Origin of the sequence: Lysinibacillus sp. S1, assembly GCF_044986265.1 — a bacterium.
In the GTDB taxonomy this organism is placed as follows: domain Bacteria; phylum Bacillota; class Bacilli; order Bacillales_A; family Planococcaceae; genus Lysinibacillus; species Lysinibacillus capsici.
The window spans coordinates 2,903,703-2,919,162 of the sequence record NZ_CP173154.1; the positions used below are offsets into that span (position 1 = coordinate 2,903,703).

12 protein-coding genes are annotated in these 15,460 nt (G+C 38.4%); all 12 read left to right on the forward strand.

The window, feature by feature from the left end; genetic code table 11:
• Window positions 1-71: 71 nt before the first annotated feature.
• The 12 genes from rpoC to rpsJ all read left to right on the forward strand — a co-directional run bounded on the left by rpoC (window position 72) and on the right by rpsJ (window position 15,455).
• Window positions 72-3,755, forward strand: a complete 3,684-nt coding sequence (gene rpoC / locus ACHZEU_RS14375; RefSeq protein ID WP_048395560.1) for a DNA-directed RNA polymerase subunit beta' — start codon at window positions 72-74, stop codon at window positions 3,753-3,755.
• A 138-nt stretch (window positions 3,756-3,893) separates the two neighbouring features.
• A complete protein-coding gene (locus ACHZEU_RS14380; protein ID WP_279493447.1) occupies window positions 3,894-4,142 on the forward strand; it encodes a ribosomal L7Ae/L30e/S12e/Gadd45 family protein in 249 nt (82 codons plus the stop codon).
• A gap of 99 nt (window positions 4,143-4,241) precedes the next feature.
• Window positions 4,242-4,661, forward strand: coding sequence for a 30S ribosomal protein S12 (rpsL, locus tag ACHZEU_RS14385; protein ID WP_004233609.1), 420 nt, complete (start codon window positions 4,242-4,244; stop codon window positions 4,659-4,661).
• Window positions 4,662-4,705: 44 nt separating this feature from the next.
• Window positions 4,706-5,176 carry a 30S ribosomal protein S7 gene (gene rpsG, locus ACHZEU_RS14390; protein ID WP_004233610.1) on the forward strand — a complete coding sequence of 157 codons (471 nt, stop codon included), beginning with the start codon at window positions 4,706-4,708 and terminating at the stop codon, window positions 5,174-5,176.
• 42 nt (window positions 5,177-5,218) lie between these two features.
• Window positions 5,219-7,297: an elongation factor G gene (fusA, locus tag ACHZEU_RS14395; RefSeq protein ID WP_066038311.1), complete on the forward strand. Its 2,079-nt coding sequence runs from the start codon at window positions 5,219-5,221 to the stop codon at window positions 7,295-7,297.
• Window positions 7,298-7,433: 136 nt separating this feature from the next.
• Window positions 7,434-8,621, forward strand: coding sequence for an elongation factor Tu (gene tuf / locus ACHZEU_RS14400; RefSeq protein ID WP_004233614.1), 1,188 nt, complete (start codon window positions 7,434-7,436; stop codon window positions 8,619-8,621).
• 164 nt (window positions 8,622-8,785) lie between these two features.
• Entirely contained in the window at window positions 8,786-9,460 is a 675-nt protein-coding gene (locus ACHZEU_RS14405; protein ID WP_048395586.1) for a response regulator transcription factor, read from the forward strand.
• Between the two features lie 15 nt (window positions 9,461-9,475).
• Window positions 9,476-10,492, forward strand: a complete 1,017-nt coding sequence (locus ACHZEU_RS14410) for a sensor histidine kinase (RefSeq protein WP_103118999.1) — start codon at window positions 9,476-9,478, stop codon at window positions 10,490-10,492.
• 96 nt (window positions 10,493-10,588) lie between these two features.
• The gene (locus ACHZEU_RS14415) at window positions 10,589-11,350 is read left to right on the forward strand and encodes an ABC transporter ATP-binding protein (RefSeq protein WP_048395566.1); all 762 of its coding nucleotides are present in this window, start codon (window positions 10,589-10,591) and stop codon (window positions 11,348-11,350) included.
• A complete protein-coding gene (locus ACHZEU_RS14420; RefSeq protein WP_066038309.1) occupies window positions 11,340-13,319 on the forward strand; it encodes an FtsX-like permease family protein in 1,980 nt (659 codons plus the stop codon). The genes ACHZEU_RS14415 and ACHZEU_RS14420 overlap by 11 nt, the downstream gene beginning before the upstream one ends.
• Window positions 13,320-13,478: 159 nt before the next feature.
• Window positions 13,479-14,789, forward strand: a complete 1,311-nt coding sequence (locus tag ACHZEU_RS14425) for a Na+/H+ antiporter family protein (RefSeq protein WP_115673255.1) — start codon at window positions 13,479-13,481, stop codon at window positions 14,787-14,789.
• A 357-nt stretch (window positions 14,790-15,146) separates the two neighbouring features.
• A complete protein-coding gene (gene rpsJ / locus ACHZEU_RS14430; RefSeq protein ID WP_004233624.1) occupies window positions 15,147-15,455 on the forward strand; it encodes a 30S ribosomal protein S10 in 309 nt (102 codons plus the stop codon).
• The last annotated feature ends 5 nt before the right edge of the window (window positions 15,456-15,460 follow it).

Here is a 15,460-nt window from a genome sequence, read left to right on the forward strand (position 1 = left end):
TCTTTGCAAACGATTATCGAGCTGCGTAAAAGAGTCTTTATAAAGACCTATACTAGAGGGAGGTAGGCTCCTTGATAGACGTTAATGAATTTGAATATATGAAAATTGGTTTAGCATCACCTGACAAGATTCGTTCTTGGTCATATGGAGAGGTTAAAAAACCTGAAACAATTAACTACCGTACACTAAAACCAGAAAAAGATGGTTTATTCTGTGAGCGTATTTTTGGTCCAACTAAGGACTGGGAGTGTCACTGTGGGAAATATAAACGTGTACGCTATAAAGGCGTAGTTTGTGATCGTTGTGGCGTTGAAGTAACACGTGCTAAAGTTCGTCGTGAACGTATGGGACATATCGAATTAGCAGCACCAGTTTCTCATATCTGGTACTTCAAAGGTATTCCTAGCCGTATGGGTCTAATTTTAGATATGTCACCTCGTGCTCTTGAAGAAGTTATCTATTTCGCTTCATACGTTGTGATCGATGCAGGTGCTACTAATTTAGAAAGTAAACAATTACTATCTGAAAAAGAGTATCGTGCATACCGTGAAAAATTCGGTAATACATTCGAAGCATCAATGGGTGCAGAAGCAATCAAAAAATTATTAGGTAAAATCGACCTAGAAGATGAAACACAATCTTTAAAAGAGGAGTTAAAATCTGCTCAAGGTCAAAGACGTACTCGTGCCATTAAACGTCTAGAAGTTGTTGAATCTTTCCGTAACTCAGGAAACTCACCTGAATGGATGATTCTAGATGTACTACCTGTTATTCCACCAGAGCTTCGTCCAATGGTGCAATTAGATGGTGGTCGTTTCGCGACTTCAGATTTAAACGATTTATACCGTCGTGTAATTAATCGTAATAACCGTTTAAAACGTTTATTAGATTTAGGTGCTCCGAGCATCATCGTACAAAATGAAAAACGAATGTTACAAGAAGCTGTTGATGCATTAATCGATAATGGTCGTCGTGGACGTCCTGTAACAGGTCCTGGTAACCGCCCGTTAAAATCACTTTCACATATGTTGAAAGGTAAACAAGGTCGTTTCCGTCAAAATCTACTTGGTAAACGTGTTGACTACTCTGGTCGTTCGGTTATCGTAGTAGGTCCAAACTTAAAAATGTACCAATGTGGCTTACCAAAAGAAATGGCTATCGAATTATTCAAGCCATTCGTTATGAAAGAATTAGTAGAGCGTGGTCTTGCTCATAACATTAAATCTGCTAAACGTAAAATCGAACGTTTAAATAACGACGTATGGGACGTTTTAGAAGATGTTATCCGTGAGCATCCAGTATTACTAAACCGTGCACCAACGCTTCACCGTCTTGGAATTCAAGCATTTGAACCAACACTAGTTGAAGGTCGTGCTATTCGTCTTCACCCATTAGTATGTACAGCCTATAATGCTGACTTCGATGGTGACCAAATGGCGGTTCACGTACCATTATCAGCTGAAGCTCAAGCTGAAGCTCGTCTTCTAATGCTTGCTGCACAAAACATCCTGAATCCAAAAGACGGTAAACCTGTTGTAACACCTTCTCAAGATATGGTATTAGGAAACTACTACTTAACACTTGAACGTGAAGGCGCACGTGGTGAAGGTACTGTTTTCTATGGTCCAAATGAAGTTTTAATTGCCTATGATACAGGTCATGTACACTTGCATACACGTATCGCAATTAAAGCAAGTTCATTAAATAATCCGACATTCACTGAAGAACAAAATAATATGTTCTTATTAACAACTGTCGGTAAAGTAATCTTTAATGAAATCTTACCGGAATCATTCCCTTATATTAATGAGCCAACTGATTTCAACTTAGAGCAAGTAACACCAGAAAAATACTTTGCTAAGTTAACAATTGATGAAGAAACACTTAAAGAGCTTGAATCAGATAGTGCTTATAATAATTTAGATGAAAAAGGGAAAATTGATGCACAACGTACAGCTGTATTGCGTAAATACTTTGCATCAGTACCTGTTGTAAACCCATTCCGTAAGAAATTCTTAGGAAATATCATTGCTGAAGTATTTAAACGTTTCCACATTACGGAAACATCTAAAATGCTTGACCGTATGAAAAACCTAGGTTTCAAATATTCAACACGTGCAGGTATTACTGTAGGTGTATCTGATATCGTGGTATTACCTGATAAAGGTGAAATTTTAGCAGAAGCTCAAGAGAAAGTAGATAAAGTTCAAGCGCAATTCCGTCGTGGTTTCATTACTGAGGATGAGCGTTATGATCGCGTTATTTCAAGCTGGAGTGCTGCAAAAGATGAAATTCAAGCGAAGCTGATGAAGTCACTTGAGAAAACAAACCCAATTTTCATGATGTCTGATTCAGGTGCCCGTGGTAATGCATCTAACTTTACTCAGCTAGCTGGTATGCGTGGTCTGATGGCCAACCCGGCTGGTCGTATTATCGAACTTCCAATCAAATCTTCATTCCGTGAAGGTTTAACAGTATTAGAGTACTTCATCTCAACTCACGGTGCTCGTAAAGGTCTTGCCGATACAGCCCTAAAAACTGCCGATTCAGGTTACTTAACGCGTCGTCTTGTTGACGTTGCACAAGATGTTATCGTTCGTGAAGATGACTGTGGTACTGACCGTGGCTTAACGATTGGTGCATTAATGGAAGGCACAGAGTTAATTGAAGCTCTAGATGAACGTATTGTTGGTCGTCATACGAAGAAAACAATCTTCCACCCTGAAACTGGTGAAGTAATTCTTGCAAAAGACGGTTTAATCGACCAAGATATCGCTCGTGCAATTATCGAGGCTGGTATTGAAGAAGTGACAATCCGTTCAGCATTTACATGTAATACAAAACACGGCGTTTGTAAAAAATGTTACGGCATGAACTTGGCGACAGGTGAGAAGGTTGAAGTTGGGGAAGCAGTTGGTATTATTGCGGCTCAATCAATCGGTGAACCAGGTACACAGTTAACAATGCGTACATTCCATACAGGTGGGGTTGCCGGTGATGATATTACACAAGGTCTTCCACGTATCCAAGAGATCTTTGAAGCACGTAATCCAAAAGGTCAATCTGTTATTTCAGAAATTGCTGGTACGGTTTCAGATATCACAGAAATTCGTGAAGGCTTAAAAGAAATTACAATTCAAGGTGACGTAGAAACTCGTAAGTATCAAGCACCTTATAACGCACGTTTGAAAGTTATCGAAGGTGATAATGTAGAACGTGGTCAAGTTTTAACAGAAGGTTCTATCGATCCAAAACAATTGCTAAAAGTCAAAGACGTTTCAACTGTTCAAGAATATTTATTAAAAGAAGTTCAAAAAGTATACCGTATGCAAGGGGTAGAAATTGGGGATAAACACATTGAGGTAATGGTTCGCCAAATGCTTCGTAAAGTGCGTGTAATTGAAGCTGGAGATACAGAATTACTACCTGGCTCATTACTAGATATCCACCAATTCTCAGAGGCAAACGTAGACGCTGTTATGAATGGCAAAAACCCTGCAACTTGTCGCCCTGTTATCCTTGGTATTACAAAAGCTTCTCTTGAAACAGAATCATTCTTATCTGCAGCATCGTTCCAAGAAACAACACGTGTGTTAACAGATGCAGCAATTAAGGGTAAACGTGACGAACTTCTTGGATTAAAAGAGAACGTAATTATCGGTAAACTTGTTCCTGCAGGTACTGGTATGCAACGTTATCGTCAAATCCGCATCGAAAAAGATGAGCTTGACACAGAAGTCGTTTCTGCTGAATAAACATTAAATTAGGCCGAAGAGATGCATATTTTCATCATCTCTTCGGACTTTTTCAAGATATTAGTTGACAGTGTAAATGAGTAATGATAATATATTGAAGGTTGATAGTTAACTGTCTGTACTTCGGAGGATATGTAAATGTCTTATGATAAAGTAAGGGCTAGTCAAACAATCATAGGTACAAAGCAAGCAGTAAAAGCAATGCGAGCTGGTTCAGTGAAAGAACTTTATGTGGCACTTGATGCAGACAATTGGGTAACCGATTCGGCCATATCTTTCGCGAGAGAAATCGGTATACCAGTTATTCTTGTTGAGTCCAAAAAGGAACTGGGCAAAGCCTGTGGAATCCATGTTGGAGCTGCGGTAGTTGCGATTACTGTAGAGTAGTTTTTGTGTAAAATGCACAAAGACTTTGTTTTTACCCAAAAAATGAACCACCTGGATGTGTGGTATTAAAAAAAGAAGGAATGAAGGGAGGAAAAATCGATGCCTACAATTAACCAATTGGTACGTAAGCCTCGTAAATCTAAAATCACGAAATCAAATTCACCAGCGTTAAACAAAGGATATAACTCATTTAAAAAATCTTTAACTGATGTTAAATCTCCACAAAAACGTGGTGTTTGTACTCGTGTAGGTACAATGACGCCTAAAAAACCAAACTCAGCGTTACGTAAATACGCTCGTGTACGTTTAACTAACCAAATCGAGGTTACAGCGTACATTCCTGGTGAAGGCCACAACTTACAAGAGCACAGTGTTGTTCTTATCCGTGGCGGTCGTGTAAAAGACTTACCGGGTGTTCGTTACCATATCGTTCGTGGTGCTCTTGATACTGCTGGTGTAAACGGTCGTATGCAATCACGTTCTTTATACGGTACAAAACGCCCTAAAGAAAAAAAATAATTTAAATCCCACTATATATTTACTCAATGAAAGGAGGAAAACACATGCCTCGTAAAGGTCCTGTTTCCAAACGTGACGTGTTACCAGATCCAATTTATAATTCAAAACTAGTAACTCGTTTAATCAATAAAATGATGATTGATGGTAAAAGAGGTACTTCTCAAAAGATTTTATACGGTGCGTTCGAACTAGTTAAAGAACGTTCTGGTCAAGATCCAATCGAAGTATTCGAAGCTGCTCTAAATAACGTAATGCCAGTTCTTGAAGTACGTGCTCGCCGTGTTGGTGGTTCTAACTACCAAGTACCAGTTGAAGTACGCCCAGAACGTCGTACAACTTTAGGTCTTCGTTACCTAGTTAACTATTCTCGTCTTCGTGGTGAAAAAACTATGGAAGAGCGTTTAGCTAACGAAATCCTTGATGCTTCTAACAACACTGGTGCATCAGTTAAGAAACGTGAAGATATGCACAAAATGGCAGAAGCGAACAAAGCATTCGCTCACTACCGTTGGTAATCTAAACATAGCATAAGCCCAATATGGAAGGAGAAATACCTAATGAAACGCGAATTCTCACTAGAGAATACTCGTAATATTGGGATCATGGCTCACATTGATGCTGGTAAAACAACAACAACTGAGCGTATCCTTTATTACACAGGTAAGATTCACAAAATCGGTGAAACTCATGAAGGCGCTTCTCAAATGGACTGGATGGAGCAAGAGCAAGAACGTGGTATCACAATCACTTCTGCTGCGACAACAGCTCAATGGAAAGGCAACCGCGTAAACATCATCGATACTCCTGGACACGTAGACTTCACTGTAGAAGTAGAACGTTCTTTACGTGTACTTGACGGCGCAGTAACTGTACTTGATGCTCAATCTGGTGTTGAACCTCAAACAGAAACTGTATGGCGTCAAGCTACAACTTACGGTGTACCACGTATCGTATTCATTAACAAAATGGATAAAATGGGTGCAGATTTCCTATATTCTGTAGGTACTTTACACGAGCGTTTACAAGCAAATGCTCATCCAATCCAATTACCAATTGGTGCGGAAGATGAGTTCAAAGCAATTATTGACCTAGTTGAAATGGATGTAACTTACTACGATAACGAAGAAGGTACAGCATTACGTGAAGGTCAACCAATTCCTGAAGAATTCAAAGCGCAAGCTGAAGAATACCGTGAGAAGTTAATCGAAGCAATCGCTGAAGTTAACGAAGAAATCATGGAAAAATACTTTGCTGGTGAAGAAATTACAAAAGAAGAGCTTAAAGCGGCTATCCGTAAAGCGACAATCGCTGTAGAATTCTACCCAGTAATCTGTGGTACAGCATTCAAACACAAAGGTGTTCGTAAAATGCTTGACGCAGTTATCGATTACTTACCATCACCAGTTGATGTACCAGCTATTAAAGGTACAACTCCAGATGGTGATGAAACTGAACGTCCATCATCAGACGAAGCGCCATTCTCAGCTTTAGCATTTAAAGTTATGACTGACCCATTCGTAGGTAAATTAACGTTCTTCCGTGTGTACTCTGGTGTTCTTGAATCAGGTTCATACGTACAAAACTCTTCAAAAGGTAAACGTGAACGTGTAGGTCGTATCCTACAAATGCACGCTAACAGCCGTGAAGAGATTTCAAAAGTATTTGCTGGTGATATCGCAGCTGCTGTAGGTCTTAAAGATACAACAACTGGTGACACTCTTTGTGAAGAGAAAAACCTTGTTATCCTTGAGTCTATGGAGTTCCCAGAACCAGTTATCTCTCTTTCTGTAGAACCAAAATCAAAAGCTGACCAAGATAAAATGGGTCAAGCTTTACAAAAACTACAAGAAGAAGATCCAACATTCCGTGCACATACAGACCAAGAAACTGGTCAAACAATTATCTCAGGTATGGGTGAGCTTCACCTTGATATCTTAGTTGATCGTATGCGCCGTGAATTTAAAGTAGAAGCTAACGTAGGTGCTCCAATGGTATCTTACCGTGAAACATTCCGTGGCTCTGCTCAAGTTCAAGGTAAATTCACTCGTCAATCAGGTGGTCGTGGTCAATACGGTGACGTATGGATCGAGTTCTCTCCAAATGAAGAGGGTAAAGGCTTTGAATTCGAAAATGCTATCGTTGGTGGTGTAGTACCACGTGAATATATTCCAGCTGTAGAAGCAGGTCTTCGTGACTCGCTTGACCGCGGTGTAATCGCTGGTTACCCATTAATCGACATCAAAGCGAAATTATTCGATGGTTCATACCATGATGTTGACTCAAACGAAATGGCATTTAAAATCGCTGCATCTATGGCACTTAAAGCTGCTGCATCAAAATGTAGTCCAGTTCTTTTAGAGCCTATGATGAAAGTTGAAGTTGTAATTCCTGAAGAATATCTTGGTGATATCATGGGTAACATCACTTCTCGCCGTGGTCGCGTAGAAGGTATGGAAGCTCGCGGTAACGCTCAAGTTGTTCGTGCGATGGTTCCACTTTCAGAAATGTTTGGATATGCAACAACTTTACGTTCTGCAACGCAAGGTCGTGGTGTATTCTCAATGGTATTCGATCATTATGAAGAAGTACCAAAATCAATCTCTGAAGATATCATCAAAAAAAATAAAGGTGAATAATTGAAATTTCATCTTGCATAAAGTATAACTAATTTGTAAGCTATGATTGCAGGATAGGGGATGGGCCCGTTCTCTATCAGCATTCATTCTATAAATTTTAAATCTAAAACATACAATTTTGAGGAGGCAATCTCTAATGGCTAAAGAAAAATTTGACCGTTCTAAAACGCATGCTAACATTGGTACAATCGGACACGTTGACCATGGTAAAACTACTTTAACTGCTGCAATCGCTACAGTTCTTTCTAAAAAAATGGGTGGTACAGCTAAATCTTACGCTGATATCGATAACGCTCCAGAAGAAAAAGAACGTGGTATCACAATCAATACTTCTCACGTAGAATACGAAACTGAAACTCGTCACTATGCACACGTTGACTGCCCAGGACACGCTGACTATGTTAAAAACATGATCACTGGTGCTGCTCAAATGGACGGCGGTATCTTAGTAGTATCTGCTGCTGACGGCCCAATGCCACAAACTCGTGAACACATCCTTTTATCTCGTCAAGTAGGTGTTCCATACTTAGTAGTATTCATGAACAAATGTGATATGGTTGACGACGAAGAATTATTAGAATTAGTAGAAATGGAAATCCGTGACCTACTATCTGAATATGACTTCCCAGGTGACGATATTCCTGTAATCAAAGGTTCTGCTCTTAAAGCTCTTGAAGGTGAACCAGAATGGGAAGAAAAAATCGTTGAATTAATGGACGCTGTAGATTCTTACATCCCAACTCCAGAACGTCAAACTGACAAACCATTCATGATGCCAGTAGAGGACGTATTCTCTATTACTGGTCGTGGTACAGTTGCAACTGGCCGTGTTGAACGTGGTCAAGTTAAAGTTGGTGACGTAGTTGAAATCATCGGTATCGCTGAAGAAGCTAAATCTACTACTGTAACTGGTGTAGAAATGTTCCGTAAATTATTAGACTATGCTGAAGCTGGTGACAACATCGGTGCTTTACTACGTGGTGTTGCTCGTGAAGAAATCCAACGTGGTCAAGTATTAGCTAAACCAGGTTCAATTACTCCACACACTAACTTCAAAGCTGAAGTTTACGTTTTATCAAAAGAAGAGGGTGGCCGTCATACTCCATTCTTCTCTAACTACCGTCCTCAGTTCTACTTCCGTACAACTGACGTAACAGGTATCTGTAACTTACCAGAAGGCGTTGAAATGGTAATGCCTGGTGATAACATCGAAATGACAGTTGAACTTATCGCTCCAATCGCTCTTGAAGAAGGTACTAAATTCTCTATCCGTGAGGGTGGCCGTACTGTAGGCGCTGGCGTAGTTGCTTCTATCCAAAAATAATTTTAGCTCTTGCTAATTCCAAACCAATCTGTAGGGACGCCTACAGATTGGTTTTTTGTGTTAAAATAAAGAAAAATTAGAGTTTTAATTAGTGTATGTGTACATAACCACAAGCATGTCCTCTAGCGTAAATAATTAAAGGGAAAGGGGAACTGAGTATGGACATGAAAATTTTGCTGATTGAAGATGATCCTTCTATTTTTAGCATGATTCAAGAACGTTTTGAGCAGTGGTCACTAAACGTGGTGGGACCTAAAAATTTTCAGAAGGTGATGGATGACTTTATAGAGGAGAAGCCCCATCTCGTGCTAATTGATATTCAATTGCCTGCCTATGACGGCTTTCATTGGTGTCGTGAAATTCGTCATTTATCCAAAGTGCCAATCCTTTTTCTTTCTTCCAGAGATCACCCGATGGATATGGTGATGGCTATGCAAATGGGGGCTGATGATTTTATTCAAAAGCCTTTTCATATGGAAGTTTTACTCGCAAAAGCACAGGCTATTTTACGTAGAACCTATGATTACGTTGAAGAAAAAATGGATGTTACACGTTTTAACGATGCCATAATTGATTATGCGAGAAGTGAAATTATGTATAATGGTGCCATTGCTTCTTTAACAAAAAATGAACTTTTTATTTTAAGAATATTAGTGGAGCAGGCTAATCATATCGTTTCAAGAGACGAGCTAATGAGAAAACTATGGGACGACGAACGTTTCGTAAACGATAATACTTTGTCTGTAAACGTTAATCGGTTACGTGCAAAGCTAGAGGATATTGGTTTACATGAGGTAATACTAACAAAAAAGGGACTTGGTTATATGGCAGTAAGCTGAGGGATGTGAGGGAAGTTGTTATTATTATTTGTTAGAGAACGCTTTGCTTGGATTGGATTTTTCATTTTTACTCTAATAATTCTAAATGTGCTATTTTCTTTAGATGTTGGTTTAAATGGGGTTTCTATTTGGTATGTAAACGTTAGTTTACTTGTATGTTTTATACTCTTTTTTTGGTGTCGCTATGTCATCGAAGTTGGGAAATTAAAAGATTTCCTGGGAAATATGGATAGCCACCTTGATGATGCACATAGAAATAGTTTAGCTTTATCTCCTTTTCAAGAAGTATACTTTCGAAAAATGGAGGATGCCTTTTTTGAAAAGAATTTAGAGTTAAATCAAGCCAAAGTGCAGATACAGGAACATTCTGATGAACTATTAGCTTGGGTCCATGAAGTAAAAGCACCTTTAACTGCCATTAATTTAATGTTTGAACATATTGAGGATTTACAGCTACGTCGAAAATTAGAGAATGAATGGCTAAGACTACATCTTTTGGTTGATCAACAACTGCATCAAACAAGATTATACGCTATTGAAAAAGATAATTATTTAAATGAGATTGAACTAAAGCCCATTATTTATAAAGAAATCCGAGCTATGCAAGCTTGGTGTCTTGAAAAAGGCATTGGCTTTGAAATTGGTGAACTGACAGAGATGGTTATGACAGATGGCAAGTGGCTAGCTTTTATTATTCGACAAATTCTTTCGAATGCCATCAAGTATAGCCCAGTAAATTCTGAGATAACAATCTTTACAGAACATGATTCTTCAGGTGCAACATTACTACATATTAAAGATATAGGTAGGGGTATACCTTTAGACGATTTACCTAGGATTTTTCAAAAATCTTATACAGGAACAGCGGGAAGGGAATCCTCTCAATCTACAGGTATGGGTCTCTATTTAGCATCTAATGTAGCCCATAAAATTGGTATTCGTATTAATGTTCAATCTAAAGTTGGTGAAGGCTCGCTATTTACACTACGTTTCCCCTTACAAAATGAATATGCGAAACTAACAGGTAGATGACGAAAATGTCACCTACCTTTTTATATTGTCATGTAAAACGCACGAATGATTAGGTTTGACAGGGTACACTTGAACTATAGAAAGGGGCGTTATGAAGTGACAGTTTTAATAGGACGTAAAATAAAGAAAGTGTATGGAAAAAAATCAACGGCTCAGGAAGTATTAAAGGGTATTGATGTAGAAGTGAATAGAGGAGAATTTGTAGGTATTATGGGACCTTCTGGCTCTGGTAAAACAACGCTTTTAAATGTCTTATGCTCAATTGACTTTGCGACAGAAGGTGTTATTGAGATAAACGGTCATAGTTTACGTGGTATGAAAGAAAAGGCTTTAGCAAACTTCCGAAGAGAGCAGCTGGGATTTATATTTCAAGACTATAATTTATTAGATACCTTGACAGTAAAAGAAAATATTCTTCTACCGTTAGCCATCAGTAAGTTACCAAAAGCTGTTGCCGAAAGTCGAGTGAAGGAACTCACTTCTTTGTTGGGAATCACGGAAATTTTAAATAAATATCCCAACGAAATATCAGGTGGACAAAAACAGCGTACCTCTGCTGCACGTGCACTTATTACCAATCCGTCATTGGTATTTGCAGACGAGCCCACTGGTGCACTAGATTCTAAATCAGCTACAGCCCTGCTTCAAAATCTACAAAATATAAATGAAACAAAAGAAGCGACAATTATGATGGTTACACACGATGCTGTAGCCGCAAGTTTCTGTACACGTGTGTTATTTCTAAAGGATGGCCTTATCTATAGTGAACTTTATAAGGGCGATAAAACAAGGCAGGCCTTTTTCAAAGAAATCATGCATACACAAAGTGTGCTAGGCGGTGACGGGTATGAGTCTTAGTAAGTTAGTACTTCGAAGTATGAAGAAAAATATGAAGCACTACTATCTATATTTCTTTGCACTTATTTTTAGTGTTACCTTATACTTTTCGTTTGTCACCTTGCAAAATAATACGGAGGTGTGGGCTGCTGTTCAAATGAGTGGAACAGCTACGGCCGGATTTAAGGCAGCAACTTATATTCTTTATTTTATCGTTTTATTCTTCGTTCTGTATGCAAACCATTTATTTATGAAGCGTCGTAGTAAGGAAATAGGTTTGTATCAACTGATCGGCATGACTAAGGGGCTAATCGTGCGTTTATTAGCGGTTGAAAACATTCTCTTATTTGTTGGAGCCGTTATTATAGGTATGTTGGCAGGCTTCTTTAGCTCTCGTGTGTTTGCAATGATTTTGCTTCGTGTGCTTGAAAAAGAAGCTCTCGTAACCATGACTTTTAGTACACAAGCTTTACTGCAGTCGATGATTGTATTTACTATCTTATTGATCATCGTTCTTATACAGATGGCTTGGATGATTCATCATGTGTCATTGTTATCATTATTTAGTGCAGCAAAACAAGCAGATGAGCGTGTGAGACGCTTTAGTGCGTTCCAGATGGTTATTGGCTTTTTGGGTCTTATACTGATTGTTTATGGCTACTATGCATCGACAAAGTTGTTCGATATCGAATCTGCTGGTAATTTATTTATCAATATGATAATTATTTTAGCTACTACAATTGGTGGAACATTCCTTGTTTTTCGTTTCTCTGTAGCATTTATTATGAATACTATTCGCCTAAAGAAAAAAGGGCATTTATCCATAAAGGATGTATTAGCATTAACGCCCATCATGCATCGCATGAAGAGCAATGCAAAGTCATTAACGCTAATCACCGTGTTAACAGGCGTTTCTCTAGGCGTGACGACTCTTTCCTATATCGCCTACTACTCCTCGGAAGCATCTGCATATAGCCAAGTACCTGGTGATTTCATATTGCTTGAAGAGCAAGGGGAGGAATTTTTAGAGAAGTTAGAGGAAAATAATATTGCTTATGATAAAATTGACTACCGTCTTCAGGGAGTAACCGCTGCTGTAGGTCAATTGATGTCTAAAAAACAGCAGGATAACCCTTTATATACAATGGAAGGCACAATTTATACCATTCCGCTTTCAGATTACCAGCAGAGTGTTCCTGAGGCTAAGCTTTCAGGGAATGAGGTTATCTTGACAAACTATGGTGGTTATATGGCTGAAATGTTCCCGTTAGAGAAAGATCATGATTTAGTAGTATCTGCAGGAGAACTTGAAGAAACTTTTCATGTCGTTGATATCCACGATAAAAGCGTGATAAGTGGTATTGTAACGGCTGGGGGTGGTGGACCTATCTTTGTTGTGACAGATGATATGTTTAAAAGTTTAACTACACAGGCAGCTCTTTATCCTTGGCATCATCAAACAACAATTACTTTAAAATCTAACGAAGATATTGCAACAGCAGAAAAATTATATATTCAATCAAATGCAGGTATTATTACGGCTGTAGATGATAAAGGGAAGACAAAGCAATATACACAATCATCCTATGAAGGAAAACGTAAAGACAATATTGAATCATTGGGTCTTACCATCTTTACAACAGCATTTTTAGGGTTAGCGTTTTTAATGACCACAGGTAGTATTCTATACTTTAAACAAATGTCTGAGGCGGAGGAAGAACGTGATTCCTATACAATCCTACGAAAGATTGGTTTTGCTGAAAAAGATATCATGAAGGGTATTTATATGAAACAGGCCTTTAATTTCGGTGTTCCACTAGTTATTGGGTTATTGCATAGCTACTTTGCTGTTAAGTCAGGATGGTTTTTATTTGGGACAGAGTTAACAGCTCCCTTGTGGATTGCAATGTGCTGTTATATAGCTTTATATACGATTTTTGCTATTCTATCGGTAGGCTACTATAAAAAGGTTGTACGTCAGTCGTTGTAATATTAAATAAGAGGAAACTCGGAAACAGTGTGGTGGTTATCATTACACTGTTTTTTTAGTGCAAAAAATATAGAAGTTACAAAAAACCTTGACTTTCAATTATCAGAATAATAAAGTTTAACATGTTAGTAATTTAGTGTATGAAAGTAGAGTGTAACAATGAATGCAGTAATTGCGGCTGTTGCCGTTATGTTAATATTAAGCTTGCTTCGCATCAATGTAGTTCTCTCGTTAGTTCTAGGAGCATTTGTAGGTGGTCTAACTAGTGGGATGGGCATTGAGTCAACAGTCCAATCATTTACAGAAGGATTAGGAGCAGGAGCAACCATTGCATTAAGTTATGGCTTACTTGGTGGTTTTGCAATCGCCATTGCCAAAACAGGAATACCCGAATTAATGATAGCCGGGATGTTAAAAATATTAAAGGGTGAAAGTAATAGAAAAGGACTTGTGAAGGTATTAATTTTCTTCCTTATTTTTGTGATGTCTATTTTATCTCAAAATGTTATTCCTATTCATATTGCCTTCATTCCATTATTAATACCTCCTATTTTAAAGATTTTAAATATGCTAGAAGTCGATCGACGTATAATTGCAACGTTGATTGCAGTAGGCTTAATTGGTACTTATAGTTTTGTACCTGCTGGTTTTGGAGCAATCTTTCAAGATATCGTTGCTACACAAGTGTCAGAGGCAGGAATGGCTGTTTCTTCACGTGATGTCCCTGCAGCAATGGGTATTCCCGTATTAGGAATGCTAATCGGATTGATAATTGCCTTCGCTGTATACCGCAAACCAAGACATTATAAGCATAGTGAAGTGGAGATGGAATCTTTAAATGTAAACGTCAGCAAATTCATTATGTTTTCTACAGCTCTGGCACTAGTAATATCACTATGCGCTCAAGTGTTAACAGACTCAATGATTGTAGGCTCGTTTGCAGGTATTATGATTATGTATTTTACAGGTGCTCTTAAATGGAGAGAAGCAGATGAGATTCTTTCTGAAGGAATGAAGATGATGGCCTTTATTGGCTTTGTTATGATTGCGGCAAATGGTTTTGCGGCGGTAATCAATGCAACAGGTGATGTGGACAGCTTAATTACAAATTCACTTACTGTATTAGAAGGAAATAGAAGTCTTGCTGTCTTCATCATGTTAATCATAGGATTAGTTGTGACGATGGGGATTGGTTCGTCCTTCGCTACAGTTCCTATAATCGCGACACTATTTGTTCCGCTAGCACAAGGTTTAGATATGAGTCCTTTAGCGATATTATGCTTAATCGGTACAGCTGGTGCTCTAGGAGACGCAGGTTCTCCAGCATCCGATTCTACATTAGGGCCAACAGCAGGCCTTAATGTTGATGGCCAGCATCATCATATTTGGGATACCTGTGTTCCTACGTTTATTTTCATTAACATACCACTAATCCTATTTGGTTGGATTGCCTGTGTGTTCTTTCTATAATAAGGAGGTAGTTTCTATAATTATATAGAAACTACTTTTTTCTTTTTTGAGTTATTTGAAATGTGCGAAAATGTTGATATGACAACCTTAAGTGTTGCAATATGTATAGAAATTTTATATACTAATAAACGGCTTAATAAAGCGAAGAAATAGTAGTACTAAGAATATCTGCAACATTTAAAAGAATTTAGCGAAAAGACTTGCTTATTCTTTTTTTATTGTATATAATGTTGAATGTTGGTCTTTGACTGCGATGAAGCGAGAGGTTGCCGACACACCCGGCCGCTTTGCCATGGCGGTGTGTGGGAAAATTTTCGTGGAGAATGTCTAGAAAATAGGCGAGAAGGAGGGAAAATAATGGCAAAACAAAAGATTCGTATTCGTTTAAAAGCGTATGATCACCGTATTTTAGATCAATCTGCTGAGAAAATTGTGGAAACTGCAAAACGTTCAGGTGCAAGTGTATCAGGTCCGATTCCACTTCCAACTGAGAAGTCTGTGTACACAATTCTTCGTGCGGTTCACAAGTACAAAGATTCTCGTGAACAATTCGAAATGCGTACGCATAAACGTCTGATCGATATCGTTAACCCAACACCACAAACTGTTGACGCGTTAATGAAACTTGATTTACCATCTGGCGTTGATATCGAAATCAAACTTTAATGGTA